This window comes from Enterocloster bolteae (assembly GCF_002234575.2).
Taxonomy (GTDB): domain Bacteria; phylum Bacillota; class Clostridia; order Lachnospirales; family Lachnospiraceae; genus Enterocloster; species Enterocloster bolteae.
On the sequence record NZ_CP022464.2, the window covers coordinates 2,580,984 to 2,602,280 of the forward strand.

At 50.8% G+C, this 21,297-nt stretch carries 16 protein-coding genes; 9 read left to right on the forward strand and 7 right to left on the reverse strand.

Features of this window, described 5'->3' with window-relative positions:
• Positions 1-10: 10 nt before the first annotated feature.
• Entirely contained in the window at positions 11-1,582 is a 1,572-nt protein-coding gene (locus CGC65_RS12095) for a sodium:solute symporter family transporter (protein WP_002567136.1), read from the reverse strand.
• A 593-nt stretch (positions 1,583-2,175) separates the two neighbouring features.
• On the opposite strand from CGC65_RS12095, the gene CGC65_RS12100 reads away from it, so the two are divergent.
• The 5 genes from CGC65_RS12100 (at position 2,176) to CGC65_RS12125 (ending at position 8,822) form a co-directional block, all read left to right on the forward strand.
• A complete protein-coding gene (locus CGC65_RS12100) occupies positions 2,176-3,009 on the forward strand; it encodes a cell wall hydrolase (protein ID WP_002567137.1) in 834 nt (277 codons plus the stop codon).
• 85 nt (positions 3,010-3,094) lie between these two features.
• The gene (locus tag CGC65_RS12105; protein WP_002567138.1) at positions 3,095-3,559 is read left to right on the forward strand and encodes a NanQ anomerase/TabA/YiaL family protein; all 465 of its coding nucleotides are present in this window, start codon (positions 3,095-3,097) and stop codon (positions 3,557-3,559) included.
• A 240-nt stretch (positions 3,560-3,799) separates the two neighbouring features.
• A complete protein-coding gene (gene pckA / locus CGC65_RS12110) occupies positions 3,800-5,404 on the forward strand; it encodes a phosphoenolpyruvate carboxykinase (ATP) (RefSeq protein WP_038282016.1) in 1,605 nt (534 codons plus the stop codon).
• 214 nt (positions 5,405-5,618) lie between these two features.
• Positions 5,619-6,734 carry a DUF4349 domain-containing protein gene (locus CGC65_RS12115; protein WP_002567140.1) on the forward strand — a complete coding sequence of 372 codons (1,116 nt, stop codon included), beginning with the start codon at positions 5,619-5,621 and terminating at the stop codon, positions 6,732-6,734.
• A 201-nt stretch (positions 6,735-6,935) separates the two neighbouring features.
• A complete protein-coding gene (locus CGC65_RS12125) occupies positions 6,936-8,822 on the forward strand; it encodes an ATP-dependent nuclease (protein ID WP_002567141.1) in 1,887 nt (628 codons plus the stop codon).
• Between the two features lie 120 nt (positions 8,823-8,942).
• Here CGC65_RS12125 and CGC65_RS12130 read toward each other — a convergent pair whose 3' ends face one another.
• The 3 genes from CGC65_RS12130 to CGC65_RS12140 form a co-directional block, all read right to left on the reverse strand.
• On the reverse strand, positions 8,943-10,382 hold the full coding sequence (locus CGC65_RS12130) for a carbon starvation CstA family protein (protein WP_002567142.1): 1,440 nt from the start codon (positions 10,380-10,382) through the stop codon (positions 8,943-8,945).
• A 159-nt stretch (positions 10,383-10,541) separates the two neighbouring features.
• A complete protein-coding gene (locus CGC65_RS12135) occupies positions 10,542-11,372 on the reverse strand; it encodes a LytR/AlgR family response regulator transcription factor (protein WP_002567143.1) in 831 nt (276 codons plus the stop codon).
• Positions 11,353-13,092 carry a LytS/YhcK type 5TM receptor domain-containing protein gene (locus CGC65_RS12140; RefSeq protein WP_002567144.1) on the reverse strand — a complete coding sequence of 580 codons (1,740 nt, stop codon included), beginning with the start codon at positions 13,090-13,092 and terminating at the stop codon, positions 11,353-11,355. Before CGC65_RS12140 ends, CGC65_RS12135 begins: the two co-directional genes overlap by 20 nt.
• Before the next feature lie 239 nt (positions 13,093-13,331).
• On the opposite strand from CGC65_RS12140, the gene CGC65_RS12145 reads away from it, so the two are divergent.
• The 3 genes from CGC65_RS12145 to CGC65_RS12155 are packed head-to-tail and all read left to right on the forward strand — an operon-like array spanning position 13,332 to position 17,002.
• The gene (locus tag CGC65_RS12145; protein ID WP_002567145.1) at positions 13,332-13,724 is read left to right on the forward strand and encodes a GntR family transcriptional regulator; all 393 of its coding nucleotides are present in this window, start codon (positions 13,332-13,334) and stop codon (positions 13,722-13,724) included.
• Positions 13,717-14,616, forward strand: coding sequence for an ABC transporter ATP-binding protein (locus CGC65_RS12150; RefSeq protein WP_002567146.1), 900 nt, complete (start codon positions 13,717-13,719; stop codon positions 14,614-14,616). The genes CGC65_RS12145 and CGC65_RS12150 overlap by 8 nt, the downstream gene beginning before the upstream one ends.
• A complete protein-coding gene (locus CGC65_RS12155; protein ID WP_002567147.1) occupies positions 14,591-17,002 on the forward strand; it encodes a DUF6449 domain-containing protein in 2,412 nt (803 codons plus the stop codon). Before CGC65_RS12150 ends, CGC65_RS12155 begins: the two co-directional genes overlap by 26 nt.
• Before the next feature lie 123 nt (positions 17,003-17,125).
• On the opposite strand, the gene sdaAA is transcribed toward CGC65_RS12155, so the two are convergent.
• The 3 genes from sdaAA to CGC65_RS12170 are packed head-to-tail and all read right to left on the reverse strand — an operon-like array spanning position 17,126 to position 19,577.
• The gene (gene sdaAA / locus CGC65_RS12160; protein ID WP_002567148.1) at positions 17,126-18,061 is read right to left on the reverse strand and encodes an L-serine ammonia-lyase, iron-sulfur-dependent, subunit alpha; all 936 of its coding nucleotides are present in this window, start codon (positions 18,059-18,061) and stop codon (positions 17,126-17,128) included.
• 36 nt (positions 18,062-18,097) lie between these two features.
• A complete protein-coding gene (gene sdaAB / locus CGC65_RS12165; protein ID WP_002567149.1) occupies positions 18,098-18,757 on the reverse strand; it encodes an L-serine ammonia-lyase, iron-sulfur-dependent subunit beta in 660 nt (219 codons plus the stop codon).
• A 40-nt stretch (positions 18,758-18,797) separates the two neighbouring features.
• Positions 18,798-19,577, reverse strand: coding sequence for a DeoR/GlpR family DNA-binding transcription regulator (locus CGC65_RS12170; protein WP_002567150.1), 780 nt, complete (start codon positions 19,575-19,577; stop codon positions 18,798-18,800).
• Positions 19,578-19,984: 407 nt separating this feature from the next.
• Here CGC65_RS12170 and CGC65_RS12175 point away from each other — a divergent pair, with 407 nt between their 5' ends.
• On the forward strand, positions 19,985-21,289 hold the full coding sequence (locus CGC65_RS12175) for an MFS transporter (protein ID WP_002567151.1): 1,305 nt from the start codon (positions 19,985-19,987) through the stop codon (positions 21,287-21,289).
• Positions 21,290-21,297 lie beyond the last annotated feature (8 nt).

Below are 21,297 nucleotides of genomic sequence, written 5' to 3' on the forward strand. Positions count from 1 at the left end.
CATTTGTATGTTATTTTTTCTTTCTCTTTTTAAAAGCCGGTGAATCAAAGGACTGGTCGTCGGGCAGGACCTTCTTAGTGGTGGCCTCCACCAGATTATCGTAGCAGGAAAAGATGGCGTTTATGTCCCTGGAGTCCATCCTTGGCGTCAGGAGGGATACCAGAGGAACGATAATGAGTCCCACAATCATGGAGACAGCACCTGCATTGATGGGGGACGCAATATAGTGCAGGAACATATTTGAAACCGTGATACCGATGCCGGTGGCAAAGCTGGCCCACACAGCCGCGGGCGTGGTTCTTTTCCAGTACAGGCCGTAGAGGAAGGGAGCCAGAAAGGCTCCGGCCAGCGCGCCCCAGGAGATACCCATGAGCTGGGCAATGAAGTCAGGCGGATCCAGGGCCAGGACAACGCTTATGACGATAAAGGCCACAATCAGGCACTGCATCAGCACCAGCTGGGTTTTATCCTTCATGTTCTTCACAAGACTGCCTTTGATAAAATCCAGGGTCAGGGTGGAGCTGGAGGTGAGCACCAGGGAGGAAAGGGTGGACATGGATGCGGACAGCACCAGCATGACAACAATTCCAATCAGCAGGTCCGGAAGTCCGGACAGCATGGCCGGTATGATGGTATCATAAGCCACGGATCCATTTCCATTATAAATGGCAGGGCTGTCAAAGAGCCGGCCGAAGCCGCCCAGGAAATAGCTGCCCCCGGAGATGACAATGGCAAACAGGGTGGAAATCACGGTGCCTGTGGCAATGGCTTTTTCGCTTCGGATGGTATAGAATTTGTGAATCATCTGGGGCAGGCCCCAGGTTCCAAGGGAGGTGAGAATCACCACGCCCAGCAGGTTCAGGGGATCCGGTCCGAAGAAGGAGGTGTAGGCTCCGGGCTGGCCCAGGGTAACCGGGACCTCGCTGGGAATCTGCGCCAGTCTGCCCACAGCAGCCGTAAATCCTCCCTGGCCGCTTAAAACGCTGAGGATGATGGCGGCGATGCCGGCCAGCATGATGATGCCCTGGATGAAATCATTGATGGCCGTGGCCATATAACCGCCCAGGATGACATAGACCGCTGTCAGGATAGCCATGCCCATGACACAGACACTGTAGGGAATATCAAAGGCCATGCCGAATAACCGGGACAGACCATTGTAGACAGAGGCTGTGTAGGGTATGAGAAAGACAAATATAATCAGGGAGGCAACAATCTTCATGCCCTGGCTGTGGAACCGGCTGCCGAAGAATTCCGGCATGGTGGCCGAGGAGAGATGCTTGCTCATGACCCTGGTCCGCCGCCCCAGGATGACCCAGGCCAGCAGGCTGCCGATCAGGGCATTGCCAATGCCAATCCAGGTGGAGGCCAGGCCGTATTTCCATCCGAACTGACCGGCATAACCGATAAATACCACAGCGGAAAAGTAGGAGGTGCCATAGGCAAAGGCGGTGAGCCAGGGCCCCACGCCCCTTCCTCCCAGAACAAAGTCATTGACATTGGTGGCATGGCGACGGGAATAGAATCCCACTCCCAGCATGATGGCAAAAAAGATAACCAGCATCAGCAGTTTAACAGTCATTTGAATATCCTCCGCATACACTTTAATAATTAAAACTTCTGAACTTTAATGTATCAAAGTACAAGGGGATTGTCAAAGGGTATTTCTTATTTTTGCCTACTTTGGCTATTTTGACGGAACTTCGTGAAAGAGAATGAGGTGCAAAATGCCATTTTTTTGTTAAAGTGGGGGATGACTGTCAAATTTCGACAATAAATGTAAAATCCAAAGATGGATATAAAATGTAAAAAATGAATAATTAAGGTATAAAAAGATTTACATAATATAAATTACAAAAATAGGAAATCATGTAACATGTTTAAAAATTAATAATACTGTAACATAAATGTAAAGATATGGCTGGCGAAATGCACAAAATAAAGGTGCAGACACCTGGAAAACCATAGTAAATATATAAAAAATATTACAAATGTTTCAAAAGTAAGAAAAAATGTAACAAAATTATTAAATCTCCATTGACGCGAAAAGTCAAATCCCATATAATTAGCCATACATCCCGGAAAAACATGCACAAAGTGGGAGATACCCACTGCATAAAATTTTGAGAATGGTACCTGTACAGAGTTGTGCGGGGCCAGGAAAGAGGAGTATGTATGCTTACATTACATTCATTCCTTCGTTCGGTAGTTCTCTTTGTTAAGTCACTGACTGTGAAAGTGACAAAGCAGATGTACCGTTCCTCATCGGTGGTGATGGCGGGTATGATGGTAGTGGCCATCATAGCATTTTCAGCCAATGGGTTTGGCGGCGGGGGAAGAAACGCCCTGGCAGCGCCCATGACGGAGGAAAGTGACGCCATTGACATGGCGGAGGAGGAAAACGAAGGAAGCGGTCTGGTTACTGAAGCAAAAGTACAATTCGGACATTTAAACACAGACAGTGAAGGCCAGCATCTGGCCGGTGCGCTGCTGGAAGCGGACGTCCGAGAGAAACAGAGAAAGCAGGCAGCTGCACAGACCCAGATTGAGACACTTCAGAAACAGATATTAAAGGAGAGACAGGAAGAGGAGGCCAGGAAAAAGGCGGAGGAAGAGCGCCGGGCAGCCAGAAGGATTAAATATACGGATGAAGATTACCAGGTACTCCTGCGCATTGTCCAGGCGGAGGCGGGAATCTGCGACCCCAAGGGAAAGATACTGGTTGCGGATGTGATCATTAACCGTGTCCTGTCGGGAAAATTCCCGGACAGCGTAAAGGCAGTTGTATACCAGCCATCCCAGTTTCAGCCGGTATCCAACGGCACCATCAACACGGTAAAGGTCACAGCGGAAACCATTGAATGCGTGGACCGTGCCCTGGCCGGTGAAGATTATTCCAACGGAGCCCTGTATTTTATGAACAGAAGGGCATCCGGCAGTGCTGCCTCCTGGTTCGACAGGCGGCTGACCTACCTTTTTGCCCATGACGGACATGAGTTCTTCCGATAATCAGATAAAAAAGGATTGAGTTTCCTGCGGCTTTAGGTGTATACTAGGAATTGGAAAATCGAAATGCCACAAAGGAGAATGGAATATGATTTTTGATGAGAAGAAGAACCTGGACTTTTACAGGAATTTAGGGATTGAAGGCAGATATGCCAAGGCCGTGGATTTCCTTCAGAATACGGACCTTGAGGCATTGGAGCCGGGAAAGTATGAGATTGACGGCAAAAACGTGTATGCCAATGTAACAGCCTACACCACCATCCCGTGGGAGGAGGCTAAATATGAGGCACATGAGCATTACACCGATATCCAGTACGTGATTGAGGGCAGCGAGATTATGAGCTACGCGCCGGTACATGAGATGACTGTAAAGGTTCCATATAATCCGGATAAGGATGTGGTATTCTTTGAGAACACCACCCCCGGACTTAGGGTTGTGACCGGAGCCGGACAGTATCTGATTTTTAACCCATGGGATGCCCATAAGCCAAAGGCTGCCAACGGAGAGCCGGCACCGATTAAAAAGGTGATTGTAAAAATCAAAGAGGATTAAAAAATATATTAAATGCGTAATAAAACGTGATTGAAGCGTGATTTTAAGAAAGCGCAGGAAAAAAGGCCGGCCCGCTGTATCCGGTATCAGCGGGCCGGTCCTTTTTTATGCCCCTGGAGACTACCTCATGTTTGCTGATATTTCATTGCTAATATTTTGTTAATTGAAATATTGACTTTTAATTCACAAAATGAGATAATGAAAAGGATTTCGATAAAATGAAAGAGAGGTAAATGAATGATGGCAAATGTAGATTTGAGTCAGTATGGTATTACCGGAACCACAGAAATTGTTTATAATCCTTCCTATGAGATGTTATTTGAAGAAGAGACTAAACCAACTCTGGAGGGGTATGAAAAAGGCCAGGTAAGCGAACTTGGTGCAGTGAATGTCATGACTGGTATTTACACAGGTCGTTCCCCTAAGGACAAGTTCATTGTCATGGATGAGAACTCAAAGGACACTGTATGGTGGACAACGGACGAGTACAAGAATGACAATCATCCGGCCAGCCAGGAAGCATGGGATACAGTAAAGAAGATTGCCCTGGAAGAACTTTCTAACAAGAGACTGTTTGTTGTAGACGCATTCTGTGGAGCAAACAAGGATACCCGCATGGCAATCCGCTTCATTGTTGAGGTTGCGTGGCAGGCTCATTTCGTAAAAAACATGTTTATCCAGCCAAGCGCAGAGGAACTGGAGAACTTTAAGCCGGATTTCGTTGTATATAATGCTTCCAAGGCAAAGGTGGAAAATTACAAGGAGTTAGGCCTGAACTCCGAGACAGCCGCTATGTTCAATATTACCAGCCGCGAGCAGGTAATCGTGAACACATGGTACGGCGGAGAGATGAAAAAAGGCATGTTCTCAATGATGAACTATTATCTGCCTCTGAAGGGCATTGCATCCATGCATTGTTCTGCCAACACAGATATGAACGGTGAGAACACCGCAATCTTCTTCGGACTTTCCGGAACAGGAAAAACCACTCTTTCAACAGACCCCAAGCGTCTTCTTATCGGTGATGACGAGCACGGCTGGGATGACAACGGCGTATTTAACTTCGAGGGCGGATGCTATGCAAAGGTCATTAACCTGGATAAGGATTCTGAGCCGGACATCTACAATGCAATCAGACGCAATGCTCTTTTGGAGAATGTTACACTTGATGCTGACGGCAAGATTGATTTTGATGACAAGAGCGTAACTGAGAATACACGTGTATCTTATCCGATTGATCATATTGAGAAGATTGTTCGTCCGGTATCAGCTGCTCCTGCTGCAAAGGATGTTATTTTCCTGTCAGCAGATGCGTTCGGCGTACTGCCTCCAGTATCCGTTCTGACTCCGGAGCAGACACAGTACTATTTCCTGTCCGGATTTACAGCAAAGCTTGCCGGTACAGAGCGTGGCATCACAGAGCCCACACCTACATTCTCAGCCTGCTTCGGACAGGCATTCCTGGAACTGCATCCAACCAAGTATGCAGAGGAGCTTGTTAAGAGAATGGAGAAGAGCGGCGCAAAGGCATACCTGGTTAACACCGGCTGGAATGGAACAGGCAAGCGTATCTCTATCCGCGATACCCGCGGTATCATTGATGCGATTCTTGACGGCTCCATTGCAAAGGCTCCAACCAAGCAGCTTCCATTCTTCAACTTTGAGATTCCTACCGAGCTTCCAGGCGTAGATCCTAAGATTCTGGATCCCCGCGATACATACGCAGAGGTATCACAGTGGGAGGAAAAGGCAAAAGATCTGGCACAGCGTTTTGTCAAGAACTTTGCAAAATATGAGGGCAACGAGGCTGGAAAGGCACTGGTTTCCGCTGGTCCTCAGTTATAATCATAAAAATCATCTTTCTGCCCCGCGGCAGGAGGACAGCATGATAGAGGGAGAACCGGATGTCCGGTTCTCCTTTTCATACAGTCCAGGTGCCCAATGACTTTCCCTGGAGCTGACATTTCTTAATATTTTATACTGTTTCTTAAGTCTCATTTACGTCCATTGAAAGGCTGTTTTTTTCATGATACCATGAAACCATAAAGGAGGATGGGTTATGAAAAAATGGAAAAAGAAGCGTACATGGACGCTGGCAATGACGCTGGTTCTTCTGGCACTGCTCTCTCTGTCTGCCTGCGGCAGCAAGCTGTCCAATACGGCAGCCACGGCTGAGACCATGGCTGCAGGATATGCTATGGATGTGAGGGAAGCAGCGATAACCATGGCCCCTGCGGGAGAAGACCTGAATGGGTTAAAGGCTGAGAGCGGAAGCGGTCTGTCACCCTCGCCGGACATCGGAAGTCCGGGGGAAGCAGGCAGGAAGCTGATACGGGATGTGAGTATGAACGTGGAGGCCAGGGACTTTGACGGTGTCCTCTCCCAGATTACAGATCAGGTAGGGGAGCTGGGCGGTTATGTGGAATCCTCTGATGTGTCGGGAGTCAGCGTCGATTCCTATGGCGGCAGCCAGCAGCGCCATGCGGACATCAGGGCCAGGATTCCGGCCGACCGGCTGGACCGCTTTGTAGAGACGGTGGAGAGCGCGGGAAATGTGACCAGCAAGCAGGAGCAGGTGACGGATGTGACCCTGCAGTATTCGGATACGGAGAGCCGCAAGAAATCGCTGGAGATAGAGCAGGAACGGCTTTGGGCCTTGCTGGAAAAAGCGGAGTCCCTGGATGCGGTGGTGGCTCTGGAGGCCCGGCTCTCAGAGATCCGCTATGAGCTGGAGTCCTACACATCCCAGCTGCGCCTCTATGACAATCAGGTGCATTACAGCACTGTATCCATCTATATGAGGGAGGTAAAGGACCTTACCCCCACTGCGCCGGACAGCATTGGAACCAGGATTCAGAAGGGCTTTAACCGCAGTCTGAATAACCTTGGGGAGGCCGTAACTGACCTGATTGTATGGCTTGCCGTCAACAGTCCCATCCTGTTCGTACTGGCTGTTATCATTGGGGCGGTTGTCCTTATTGTCAGAAGACTGAGCCGAAAGCTGCGGGGCGGGAACCGATCCCCAAGGCGTTTCTCTCCATTCCGCGGCAAGCCCATGGGAGGAAAGAAGGGCGCAAAGGACCAGAAGGAGCAGGCGGAGAAAGGACAGCCGGAGAAAGAACCGCCGGAGAAAGAACCGCCGGAGAGGGAACAGGCGGAGAAAGAACAGAATTAAGATAAAAACCAATATGGAGGGCAGGACACACAGCCGGCAAAAACAGGCTTGTGTCCTGCCTTTTTATGGCGTATACTCATAGTAATAATCCACAGCAATAATCTGAGGATGCCTGAAACCGTGTTCCCGCCGGATTCAGGAAATCCGGCAGATTTCCCGTTGCCTGTCAACACCATATATACCCAGGGAAAGGAGAACCTCATGCAGCTTACCTATCTGCGCATCCACAATTTTAAGTCTATACGAAGCATGGAAATCCGGGATATAGAGCGGGCGCTGATTTTAGTTGGGAAAAATAATACAGGAAAAACCTCGGTGCTGGATGCAATCTGCGCGGTGTGCGGCTGTTATGAGATTCAGGACAGGGATTTTAATGAGAACCGTCAGGCCATCCGGATTGATGCCTGCTTTTCCATAGAGGAGGAGGATCTGCACCTGTTTCACCATATGGGTATTGTCAGCCAGTACAGACGTTACGATGTGTGGCGCAGGGTATTTTCTGAGCGGCTTCCGTCGTTCCAAAACGGAGAGCTGTCCTTTACCTTTCACGTGAACCAGGACGGCAAGGTGCGGTACGAGGATCTTTATAGGAAGAATAACCCCTATATCCATATGGTGATGCCCCGCATCTACCGCATCAATGCGGAGCGGGAGCTGAACCAGCTGCAGAACGACCTTCTGATGTTCCAGGAGGACGAGGAGCTTCGAAGGCTGCGATCCGGCAGCTGTATTTTTGAGCGGGCTAAGAAATGCAACCATTGTTTCCAGTGCATCGGCCTGATTAATAAGAAGAAACCGGAAGAACTTTCCGCCTTTGAGACGGCCAGACTCCTGGAGTTTAAGATATACCAGATGAACCTGAGCGGATTTTCCGGAAAGGTCAATGAAAATTTCTTTAAAAATGGAGGATACGAGGAGATACAGTACACGTTAAGCTGCGATGCGGACCAGCTTTTTAACGTGGAGGTAACGGCCCATAACCGCCAGAGAGGTACCGTGAAGCCGGTGGAGCTGATGGGAAAGGGCATGCGGAGTATTTATATGCTTTCCCTGCTAGAGACCTATATCAGCGAACAGGGCCGGATTCCCAGCATTATTGTGGTGGAGGATCCGGAGATATTCCTCCATCCCCAGCTTCAGAAAACATGCAGTGAGATACTGTACCGGCTGTCCAAGAAAAATCAGGTCATTTTCAAGACTCACAGCCCGGACCTTTTGTTTAATTTCAGCATACGCCAGATACGGCAGGTGGTGTTGGATGATGAGCGGTACTCGGTTGTACGCCCGCGGACCAACATGAGCGAAATATTGGATGACCTGGGGTATGGGGCCAATGATCTGCTGAATGTCAGCTTCGTGTTTATTGTGGAGGGGAAACAGGACAAGAGCCGCCTGCCTTTGCTTCTGGAAAAGTATTATTCTGAGATTTATGATGAGGAAGGAAATCTGTACCGCATATCCATCATCACCACAAACAGCTGCACAAACATCAAGACATATGCCAACTTAAAGTATATGAACCAGGTCTATCTGCGGGATCAGTTCCTTATGATACGCGATGGAGACGGCAAGGATCCGGAGGAGCTGGCATCGCAGCTGTGCAGGTATTACGATGAGAGGAATCTGGAGGACGTGGACCGCCTGCCGAAGGTGACAAGGAAGAACGTGCTTATTTTAAAGTATTATTCGTTTGAGAACTATTTCTTTAACCCGGCAGTTATGGCCCGCCTGGGAATCGTGGAAAGCGAGGATGTTTTTTACCGGACCCTCTATGGCAAATGGAGGGAATATCTGTACCGGATTCGCAGCGGGCAGCAGCTGATGGAAGTCCTGGGACGGGATTTCTCATCCCCGGAAGATATGAAGGAGCACATGGAAGAGGTGCGCACCTTTCTCAGAGGCCATAATTTATATGATATATTTTACGGCCCGTTCAGGGACAGGGAAAAAGAGATTCTGAGGGCCTACATCGACCTGGCGCCCAAGGAGGATTTTAAGGATATACTGGATGCCATTGACCGGTTTGTCTATTTTGACAGCAGGAAAAGACCTGAGGATGAAAGGCAGGCAGAGAAGAGTATGATGTAAAAAGGACATAACAGAAAGAGGATATAACAGAAAAAGGGGCGCTGCCCATGGCCGGATAAGTCTGGCCGGGGCAGCGCCCTTTTATCGCTTTCTTATATGAAGAGCGATTCAAACGTTCCCTTAAACCCCATAAGGTTCTTCAACCGCAGGACTGTCTGCGTTCTTTCCCTTGCCCATCACGCAGGTGAACACAAAGGTTCCCAGGCACACTGCTGCAAAGATGATGCCGGCAGGATAGGCGATGGCGGTGGAGAGCTGGAAGCCTTCCTTTGCCATCAGGATATAGGTACAGGATACAGCCGACATGAAGGTGGCCGGAAGGGCGGTGAGCCAGTAGAAGCGTTTTCTGCGGAACAGATATACGCTTGCGGCCCACAGGGCGATCATAGCCAGTGTCTGGTTGCTCCAGGAGAAATATCTCCATACCACCTGTACATCCACCTGGGTCAGAACAGCGCCCACGGCCAGCAGCGGAACAGTTAAGGCAAGACGGTTTTTGATGGGTTTCTGGTCAATCTTGAACCAGTCTGCCAGGGTCAGTCTTGCACTGCGGTAAGCAGTATCTGCTGAGGAAATGGGGCAGGCGATAACACCAATCATGGCGATGACAGCACCTACCGGTCCCAGAAGCTTGAAGCAGATTTCATACACAACGCTGGACTGTCCGTTGCCAAGGGCCTCTAACAGACCGCCTGTGCCGTTGTAGAACGCCACGCCTGCGGCAGCCCAGATAAGGGCGATGACGCCTTCTGCCACCATGGCTCCGTAGAATACCTTGCGGCCGTCCTTTTCATTGGTAAGACACCGTGCCATCAGAGGAGACTGTGTTGCATGGAAGCCGGAGATGGCGCCGCAGGCAACGGAGATAAACATGGTGGGCCATATAGGAGTGCCTGAAGGATGCAGGTTGGACAGGGTGATTTCAGGAATGTGATAACCGCCCAGGATAATGGCTCCTCCTACGCCCAGGGCCATGACGATGAGGCAGATACCGAATATCGGATAAATCTTGCCGATTACCTTGTCGATGGGAACAAAGGTTGCGATGAAATAATAAATCAAGACCACTGCCAGCCAGAATTTGGCATCCAATACATTAGGGGTCAGCATGGCAAGCAGGTTGGCCGGTCCTGTGGAGAAGCTTACGCCTACCAGTACCAGAAGGACTACGGAGAATACACGCATGACCTGTTTCATGGCATTGCCCAGATATGTACCTGTGAGCTCGGATACGCTGGCGCCCTTGTGGCGCATGGACATCATGCCCACCATGTAGTCATGGACACCTCCGCCTAACAAGGTACCGAAGGTAATCCACAGGAATACGCTGGGGCCCCAGCAGGCACCGGCCAGCGCTCCGAAAATAGGTCCCAGACCGGCAATGTTTAACAGCTGAATCAGGAATATACGGGGAGTGCCCATGGGCACATAGTCACTTCCGTCTGTCATGGACAGTGCCGGCGGCTTTCTGTCATCAGGGCCAAATACTTTCTCGGCAACCTTACTGTAGAGCATAAATCCGATAATCAAAATTGCCAGACATACAAAAAAACTAATCATATACCTACCTCCTATGTATTTCTTGTATTTGTAATAATTATACAATAATAGGAGTGAAAGTGAATGTTTTTTGTATCAACTGTATGAAGGAGTGAACAAACAGTAAAATAAAGTTCATAAACGGAAGGCAAAATGGCCCATAAATCATGTATGGGGGGATTATACCCCGATGATCTGGCGCAGCATTTTTGACTTTTCCCTGCTCACAGGAAGGATATTCTTCTCAAATCCCTGCATTTTTACAGCCAGACTGTTGTTGGCCCAGGGAAAGAGTTCGGTGATGAAGCTGAGATTCACCAGATAGCTTTTGTGTATGCGGCAGAAACCATGGGGAGCCAGGCGTTTCTCGTACTCCCCTAAAAGAAGGTTTTCCGTGTAGTCCCGGGTGGGGGTATGGATGATGCAGCTTCTCCCTGAAGTTTCTATGTATACAATCTGCTGTATATCCACCAGTATAATGGTCCGGTTCATATTGATGGGCATACGGCTGGCTGGAAAGGCGGCTGTGACCGGATCTCCCGCCTCCTGCTGGGAGGCGTATAAAGAGGATGAAGCCGGCCTGCAGGACTCGCCCCAGGGCTGGTGATCGTCGCAGGAGCAGACAGCAGAAGCGGTAAGGGCCTGGTTTTTCTGCAGGTCCTTTTGACATTTTTCCAGGACACGGCGCACCCGGTCCGGGTCAAAGGGTTTCAGTATGTAGTTGTTTACGCCCAGCTCAAAGGCCTTGACTCCATACTGGGAGTAGGCGGTGGCAAACACAATCTGGGCATCGGGGAGAATCCGCCTGGCGGCTGCCGCCAGAGTGGTGCCATCCATATCCCCCAGGCTGATATCCACGAACAGCAGGTCAAAGGTCCGGCGGCTGATAAGTTCAATGGCAGAGGCGCCGCTGTCAGCCTCCTCAATCTGGCTGCCCGGCATGGCGTCCATAATCTGGTGGACCAGTTCCTTTCTGGCCGGACGTTCATCGTCAATCACAGCTATCTTCATTGTATGATTCCTCCTGTTTGATTTCATGGGATGGGACAGGAATTTCTTCCGGTTCCAAAGGGATTCGGAACCAGACTCTGGAACCGGCTTCTGAAGTCTCGATTTTCAGACCGTTATCTTCTCCATATATGCTTTTCAGGCGTTTGTGCACATTGGACAGGCCAACTCCCTTTCCCTGGCCAGTGTAAAGTCCCAGCACCACTTCCCTGGGGATACCCTGACCGCGGTCAGCCACTGAGATTTCCGCCATGCCTTCCACACTGTGGACGCTGATGGAAACATGGCGGGCGCCGGTCCTGTCCCCGCCGTGGCGGACCGCGTTTTCTACCAGGGGCTGGAGGATGAAGGAGGGAACCTTGCAGTTGAGGTCGTCCTCCACATCCAGCTCCACAACCAGTTTTTCCTCAAACCGCGCCTGCTCCAGTTCCAGGTAACTGGCCACATGGTACAGTTCTGTGTGAAGGCTCAGCATGTACTGGTCGTTTTCCAGGGCCTGGCGGTAGTAGGAGGAGAGGGTTAGAATCAGTTCCCTGGCCCGGTCCGGATTCTCCCGGCAAACGCATGAAATGGTGTTCAGCGCATTGTAAAGGAAGTGGGGATTCACCTGGGACTGAAGGGCCTTGAACTCCGCTTTGCGGCGGAGCTGTTTCTGATAATCCAGGTCGGACAGCTCTAACTGGGTGGAGAAAAGACGGGCCAGCTCCGAGGCAAAGTCCAGATTTGACTGGGAGGTATGCCAGTGTTTCTTTACCATCATGGTCAGACTCCCCACTGGTTTGTCCATCTCGATGAGAGGGGCGGCAACAATGATGTGGTTCTTCAGGATATGGTACAGGGGGTCTGTCTTTTCCGCATAGGAAAAGGTGGTGGGCTTCCTGTCGTGGATAGAGCTTAGAATGGGCTTCAGCACAGCTTCATCCCGGAGGACATCGTACCAGTTCTCACCCTTCATGGCCAGGATTTTCTGGGCATCCGTGATCATCACAGCCGCACAGGAAGTGGACTGGTAAATGATGTCTGCGGTGGCCTCCATATCCGCGGTGCTGTAGAGTCCCTTTCTCAGGTGAGGCAGACTCTGGTCCACAATTCCCATGGCCAGACGCATCTTCTCCGCGAACTGGCTGTCCTCCTCCATGAATACCATATTAAAGGTGCCCAGAAATACAACCATGCCCAGGGCATTCATGATTATCATGGGAAAGGCAATGAGGCGTACCAGGTCCAGGGCAGCAGGGAAGGGCCGGGAGATGAGAAGGATAATGGCCATCTGCCCAATCTCAGCCAGAGCCGTGATGAGAAATACCCCGGCACCGTCAATCTTGCCGGCCTTAAACCGCTTGGAAAAGGCGGAACCGATCAGGCCCTCCACAAAGGTGGAGACAGCGCAGCTTACGGCGGTAAATCCTCCGATATCAAAGAGATACCGGTGAAGTCCTCCTATGACGGCGGCTCCGATTCCCACATAGGGGCCGCCTAACAGACCTGCTGCCAGCACGCCGATAACCCTGGTGTTCACGATAGCGCCCTGGGCACGCACCCCTGTGTAGGTGGAGAAAATGCTGACCAGTCCGAATATGACTGCCAGGGCGGCCCTGCTTCCCATGGCATGGCTGTCCTCCAGCAGCATGGAGCGAACCATGGGGAGCTTGGTGAGCATGGTGGCAATGAGTACCAGAAGACCAATATTTAAAAGCAGGTTAAAAAACATGGTATTGGACATGATGACCTCCCTTAATCGTTCTCACACCAGTATACCAAAAAATCAATCTTAAGAAAATCTTTAATTGTAAATCTTGGAAGACTATGGTAATCTAATGGGGAAGATAACTGTATTAATATACTTAATACAGATGGGACACCGGGAGGATCGGGATATACCTGGTCCATGACATGGCGGGGGCATTGCTGAGGCCGCTGTCAGGCATCCCGGCAGCGAGAACAGAGAGGGGGAAGGACGGGATGATTGTACTGGATTACAGGGACAGCAGGCCGCTGTATGAGCAGGTGGCGGAGCGGCTTAGGGAGCTGATGTTTAAGGGTGCCCTACCGCAGGATGCGCAGCTGCCGTCTGTGCGCAGCCTTGCCACGGAGCTGTCCATCAATCCCAATACCATCCAGAGGGCGTATACGGAGCTGGAACGCCAGGGATATATTTATTCCATCAAAGGCAAGGGCAGCTTTGTCGCGGATAACAGCCGGATGAAGGCGGGAATCCTTCAGGAGTGGAAGGGGCATTTTAACTCTGCTGTGGAGGAAGGCATAAAGGTAGGCGTCACAGCAGGAGAGATGAAGGAAATGATTGATACGGCCTGCCGGAATCATGCCATGGAAAGGGGAGAGAGTAATGATTGAAGCAGTGAACCTGACAAAGCGGTTTGACGATATCGTGGCAGTGGACCATATAAGCGCCACCATTCGGGATGGCAGCGTGTTCGGGCTAATCGGTACCAACGGAGCCGGAAAGTCCACATTTTTAAGGCTGGCCAGCGGTGTGCTGAAGCCTGACCAGGGATGCATAACCATTGACGGGCATGAAGTTTTTGAGAATATCCCGGCAAAGAAGCGCTTTTTCTATATATCGGATGAACAGTACTTCTTTAATAATACCACTCCTGTGGAGATGATGCGTTATTACAGTAAGGTGTACCAGGGATTTGACGAGGCGCGTTTCCACAAGCTGATGGGAAATTTCGGCCTGGACGAGAAGCGGAAGATACACACCTTTTCAAAGGGAATGAAGAAACAGGTATCTGTTATCTGCGGTGTTTGCGCGGGTACGGATTACCTATTCTGCGATGAGACCTTTGACGGGCTGGATCCGGTGATGCGCCAGGCGGTAAAGAGCATATTTGCAGCGGATATGGAGGACAGGAACCTGACTCCCATTATTGCTTCCCATAACCTGAGGGAGCTGGAGGACATATGCGATCATGTGGGACTGCTTCACAAGGGCGGCATTCTCCTGTCAAAGGACCTGGACGACATGAAGCTTAACATCCACAAAATACAGTGCGTCCTTAAACCGGATATGAAGCCGGAGGACCTGACGTCCCTTGATAAGGTAAATGTGGAACAGAGGGGAAGTCTCTGCACCATTACGGTGCGGGGAAGCCGGAGCGAGGTAGAGGCCGTTATGGCTTCCTATGAGCCGGTATTCTTTGAGTGCATCCCACTGTCCCTGGAGGAAATATTCATCAGTGAAACGGAGGTGGCTGGTTATGACATCAGGAAGCTTATACTTTAAGCTGCTAAAGGAGGATTTCAGGAGAAGGCTGTGGGCCATTGCCCTGGTTTTTCTGGCATTTTTCTTCACTCTTCCCATTGGGCTGGCCCTGAACATGGAGAACGCAGCCAACACCAATTACTACAGGTACAATGATTATGAACCTTTTATCCAGGACGCCGCCATGACCGACCTTCAGTACAAGACAAGGCTTCTGGAACTGAAGACAGAGGTGGTATTAAATGGTGTGGAATACGGGAACGGCATGATTGCCTTTTTGATGATAACCGCGGCAGTGGTCATCGGCGTATCCAGCTTTGCCTATCTGCATAATAAGAAAAAAGTGGATTTTTACCACAGTATTCCGGTGAGGCGGGAGGCACTGTTTGGGGTCCAGTTCTCAGGAGGCATATTTATTGTCGGCGCTGCCTATGGTCTGAACCTGCTGCTGCTTACCGGGGTGGCCATGTCCTACGGCGTGCCTGCGGGCAGGATACTGGGCGCCATGGCCGGTGGCTGGGCTCTTAACATGCTGTATTACGCCCTCATGTATTCAACTGCTGTGGCAGCCATGATGATGACGGGAAATATTGTGGTAGGCGTTTTGGGAACAGGCGTTTTCTTTTTCCTGCTGCCCGGGATTATGCTGCTTCTGTGTTGGTATTGCGGAACCTTTTTCGTCACTACGGCCAGATATCTGTGGAGTTCGGATCAGTCGCCTTTTATGTGGGGGGTCAGGTACCTGTCTCCATTCAGCGTATACATCAATTCCTTTGGCTGGAAGATGAACGAACTGTCAAAACATGTTCCGGAGCTCATCTGTACGGTACTGGCATTTTTGGCAGTTACCACACTGGATTTGGGGCTGTACCGCAAACGTCCGTCAGAAGCAGCTGGGAAAGCTATGGCATTTAAGAAATCCATGCCGCCTATCCGTATACTGCTGGTGCTGGGAATTGGTCTGGCCGGAGGCATGTTCTTCTGGTCGCTGCAGAGCAGGCTGCGCTGGGGACTGTTCGGAACCATAGTATCAGTGGTGCTGACCCACTGCATCGTGGAAATTATCTATCATTTTGATTTTAAGAAGATGTTCAGTCACAGACTGCAGCTGGGACTGTGCCTTGCAGCTGGAATCCTGGTATTCTTAAGCTTCCGGTATGACTGGTACGGCTACGATTCCTATATTCCGTCCAAGGAAAAGGTCGTATCCGCCAGCCTGGATATCAGTGTGGACAGCAGATGGCTCTCGGATAAGACCTTTGAGACAGGCAGTGACGGAAAGCTGCAGATACGATATGCAGACCCATATGAATATATAGAAGAAAACATGGTGCTCACCGATAAAGAGGCTGTTATGTCCATGGTGGAAGAGGGAAGGAAGCGCGCCCTCGAGAGAAGGGATGAGCGGCTGGGCATACGCAAGGCAGTGGCCCGGGTTGACGGCTATCATACCAATGCAGCCAGTTCCATCAGCTATATCGGCGGGGCGGACGGCCCCACCTCCATCTTTTTGGCAATGAAGTCAGGCGGAGGGGAGGATTCGGACCAGGAGAAATTTGAGACCAATATGACGGTATGCTACCGCCTGGTAAACGGCCGTGAGGTGAGACGTTCCTATTCCCTGCCTCTGTCTGCCGTGATGGATTCCTATGAGGCATTGTACAGACAGGATGCTTATAAGGAAGGCATGTACAGGATTTTAAGCCAGGAACCGGGACAGGTAAAACAGATTATGTACAGGGAGGCGGACCAGGTCACGGATGTGAGCCAGGACAGCCGTGTCCAGGAGGCCGTGCTAAAGGCGTATCAGCAGGATATGAGGGAGCTGACCGTGGAGGAGCGGCTGGTGGAGATGCCTGTGGGCAGCCTTATGTTCATGACAGACCAGGAGAATACCTATCTCCAGCAGCAGCGCCAGGCAGCCAGGTCGTCATTTGGCGGTATAGCGCGGTATCAGGTGGAGGATGTGAGCCAGTACTGGCCGGTGTACCCATCCTTTGAGCGGACCATTACGCTTTTGAAGGAGCAGGGAATAGAACCCGGCACATGTCTGGCGCCTGAGAAGGTGGAGCGCATCGCCATTGACGTGCAGAATTATTTTTATGAACAGCAGGGAGAACTGCCGGAGGGAGAGACCCTGGCAGAACTTCAGAAAATCAATCCCAACTACCAGGAGGACGGTTCCCTGATATTTGAGGATTCCCATACCATCGGTCTGCTGCTGGAAGCCATTGCAGAAGATGAAAGCAGCGGCATGAATTACCTTTGCGAGACAGTGGAGGGAGGCCCCCACTGTACCATAAGGACAGAGAAAGAAGCAGGAGTGGGAGGCTTGCTTATAAAGAACAGAATCACTCCTGAGATAGCGGAACTCTTTACCGGTATTCCCATGAATAACGGGAAGTAGACGGTCAGAAGAGGACTGAACACAAAAACAGGGAATCAACCACGTTATGGTGATTGGTTCCCTGTTTTTGTTATTGCGGCACTATCTGTCCGGCACCGCTGCATCCCGTTTAAACACATCGCTTTAGGAGGAACATCCCCCGCATCCGCTGCATCCGCTTTTTGGTTCCCGAACAGTGCCGAAAACCTGTTCATGAAGACGCCTTCCCGTAGGGGTGGCAGCCAGGCCGCCCTCGGCCGTCTCCTTTAAGGTGGAAGACATGGCGTCGCCCACCTTCTTCATGGTCCAGATGACTTCATCCGCAGGTATGGCGCTTTCGATGCCGGCCAGAGCCAGCTCCGCCGCCACAAAAGCACCTGCCACGCCGGAAGCATTGCGCTTGATACAGGGAATCTCCACCAGCCCGGCTACCGGATCGCATACAAGTCCCAGTATATTCTTGATGGCAATGGCGATGGCATGTTCCGCCATTTTCGGGGTACCGCCTGCCAGCTCCACGATGGCAGCGGCAGCCATGGCGGCGGCAGAGCCGCATTCAGCCTGACATCCGCCCTGGGCGCCTGCCAGGGAGGCATTGTTGGCAATGACCATGCCTACGGCAGACGCGGTGAACAGGGACATGACACAGTCTCTTTCCGGAATCTGTTTTTCTGCCTGCATGGTCAGCAGGGCGGCGGGCAGGATGCCGCAGCTTCCAGCTGTGGGGGCAGCTACAATCCGTCCCATGGCAGCGTTGAGTTCCGAGACAGCCAGGGCGCGGTACAGGGCACCGGAGAGAAAGGAGCCGGTCAGGCTCTTTCCGTTTTCAGATATCCGGCGCATCTTATAGGCGCTGCCGCCGGTCAGCCCGCTGGTACTTTTTAGGTCTTTATTGCAGCCGGGATCAATGCACTCTGTCATGACCTGGTAATTTTTCCGCATATGTTCATATACTGATTCCTCTGTCTGCTCCATCTGTTCCGCCTGCTGCCTCAGTACGATGGCAGAGATGGGAAGACCGCTTTTTTCGGCGGCAGCTACGATGGATGCCACGGAAGAGTAATTGAATTCAGGTTCCATAAATATAATTCCTCCTGTAATTATGGGTTTCATCAGCTATATGGGCTGAAGCATGGTGCTGGAGAAAATGTTGGGCAGCACTTTGATTTTCTCGTTCAGTTCCGGTCCGAAACTGCCGTCAATTTCAATGGTCATCACGGCTTCGCCGCCCCGGCTCTGCCTGGACAGGCGGAAGTTGCAGATATTTACCCCGGCGTCTGCCATGACTTCCGTGACAGCCGCAATGGTGCCGGGCGCGTCGCGGTGGAGCACAATCAGGGTTGTGTGCTGGCCGGTGATGGATACCTCCATGCCGTTGACTTCCTTGACAAGTATATTGCCGCCGCCGATGCTGCTTCCCAAAAGAGAGACTGTGTTGCCTGTAACGTCGGTCAGGGTGACCCTGGCCGTATTGGGATGGGCCCCGTCGATTTCGCCTGTGGTAATGCTTACTTCCAGACCCTGTTCCCGTGCTAACTCCGGCGCCCTGCGTATACGGCTGTCGTCTGTGGCCATGCCCATGATACCGGCAATCAGGGCCTTGTCCGTGCCGTGGCCCTTATAGGTCTTTGCAAAAGAGCCGTGAAGGAAAATGTCTGCCTTCACGGCCGGCGCTCCCAACAGAGCCAGGGTTATCCTGCCGATTCTGGCAGCCCCTGCCGTGTGGGAACTGGAAGGGCCTATCATCACCGGCCCCAGGATATCAAATACATTCATGATATTCCGCCTTTCTGTTATTCTTTATCAGTATTATTTGTCAGGCTATGATAAGCTTTGCCCCGGCGCCCCGGATCCGGCTTTCCATCTGAGGGGAGATGCCGGAGTCTGTCACGATGGTATCTACCTCCTCAAAGGGACAAATTTTGAGCAGGCTGGCCTTTCCGAACTTGGTGGAGTCAGCCAGGACAATGGTACGGGTGGCAGAACGGTGCATCTGGTTCTGTATCCGTATCTCGCTCAGCCTCTGGTCCGTACATCCGATGACAGGGTCAATGCCTGTCACGGTCATGAACATGATGTCGATATGAATGCTTTCCAGCGTGGAGGAGAATTCATTGACCAGGGTATACTCATCCCGGTTCAGAATACCGCCTGTGAGAATGATGGTAATGCCGGGATTCTCAGCCAGCATCAGGGCGTTCTGGATGGAGTTGGTCACAACGGTAAGGTTGCGGAACCGTTCCTTTAATACAAGCGCCATCATCTGGCTGGTGCTTCCGTAATCCAGGGCAATCACCTGTCCTTCGCTTACCAGGCCGGCTGCCTTTGATGTGATGGCAGCTTTTTGCTCCAGGTTCTGGGAGTTGCGGATCTGAAGGGAAATGTATCCCCCCGGAATATCCGCTGGTTTTCCGGAATCCGCAGGGACAGCCCCTCCGTGTACCCTGGACAGGCGTCCCTGGCTGTCCAGATACTCCAGGTCCTTGCGGATGGTTTCTGAGGAAACGCCCATCAGCTTTACCAGTTCGGCTGTATGTACAATTCCGTCTTTATCTAAAAGCTCCAGAATCTTTGTATATCGCTGTTTTGCCAGCATATGTTTTAGCCCTCCCTTCTGATGCTTTTCTTAACATAAGTCATTCACAATTTATTATATCCCAAAATCCCAAAATGGAAAAGTGAAAAGTGCAATAATTCCCAAGCTAATCCCAATAACGCTTCACTGCGGCGGAGAAAAAAGATTGCGAAAAACTTGGGTTTAATACGACCGATTTCATTATAACCAACATATTCGCAATTTTATAGATGCGAAATGCACAAAAAGCCAACAAATAATTTGGTATAATTGCGAAAAAATTTGATATTATTGCGAATTAGCTTGAAAACCCAACCAAAAGCAGATATACTAAGTCTGTAGCAAGATGGAAATGTCTTGCAGGGAATGAGAGGTACCGTTTATGGAGTGGGTACCAGATACACACAACGAAAGGAGATTTAATAGATATGAATAATGAAACAAGAGCGAAAATCGTAAAAGCAGCACCCAACCGCTGGCTGGTGTTCTGTATCCTCACATTATCAGGAGGTATTGCATTCAAGCTTTCGTCCATGAAGGACATGTTCTATGTACCCATGCAGCAGTTTATGGGACTCACCAATACCCAAATCGGCGGCGCCCTAAGTGCTTACGGCATCGTGCAGACCATCGGCCTCATTGCAGGTATTTACATCTGCGATATGTTCAGTAAGAAATATATGATTGGCGGCTCCCTGATTGGACTTGGAATCGTGGGTGTATATCTTTCCACCTTCCCCGGATACTGGGGATTTTTGGCAGCCTTCGGCGTAATGGCTATTTTGGGTGAGGTTACATACTGGCCCGTACTGTTAAAGGCCATCCGTCTTCTGGGAGATGAGAAAACACAGGGACGTATGTTCGGGTTCCTGGAAATGGGACGCGGCGTTGTGGACGTCATCATCGCATCCTCTGCACTGGCCATCTTCAAGGCCATGGGAGAAGGTGCAGCGGCGCTGAGGGGCGGTCTCTTATTCTTATCAGCAGTTACGGCAGCAGCCGGCGTTCTCTGTCTGATTTTTGTTCCCAATGATGAAAAACGCGTGGACGAAACCGGCAAGGAAGTCAATAAGGCACAGGCAGCCTTTGGCGGTATGATGCAGGCTATCAAGAGTGTTGATATTTGGGCTGTTTCTTTGAATGGTTTTACGGTATACTGTATTTATTGCGGACTTACATATTTTATTCCTTTCCTGAACCAGATTTACTTCCTTCCGGCAACAGCCGTAGGTATGTACGGAATCATCAACCAGTACGGCCTTAAGATGGTAGGCGGACCAATCGGCGGCTTTATGTCCGATAAGGTGCACAAATCCTCTGCAAAGCATATCCGCGCAGGCTTTGTGGTATGTATCATCGCCATGGCTCTTTTCCTGATGGTGCCTCATGAGTCCCTGGGACAGGGCGGCAACTGGATAATTGGCGCGGCGTGCACACTGGCTTTCGGAGCCATTGTATTTACCATGAGAGCCGTGTTCTTTGCTCCAATGGATGAAGTCAGGGTTCCAAAGGAGATTACGGGAGCAGCTATGAGCCTTGCATCCCTGGTCATCTACCTTCCCAATGCATTTGCATATGTAATGTACGGAAGTTTCCTTGACAGGTATCCGGGCATGGCAGGATTCAGGATTGTATTCAGCGTCATGATTGGATGGGCGGTTATCGGCGTGGGCGTGTCTACATTCCTGATTCACCGCATCAAGAAGTGCCAGGCAGCAGCTAAGGCAGAGTAGGTCTGCGG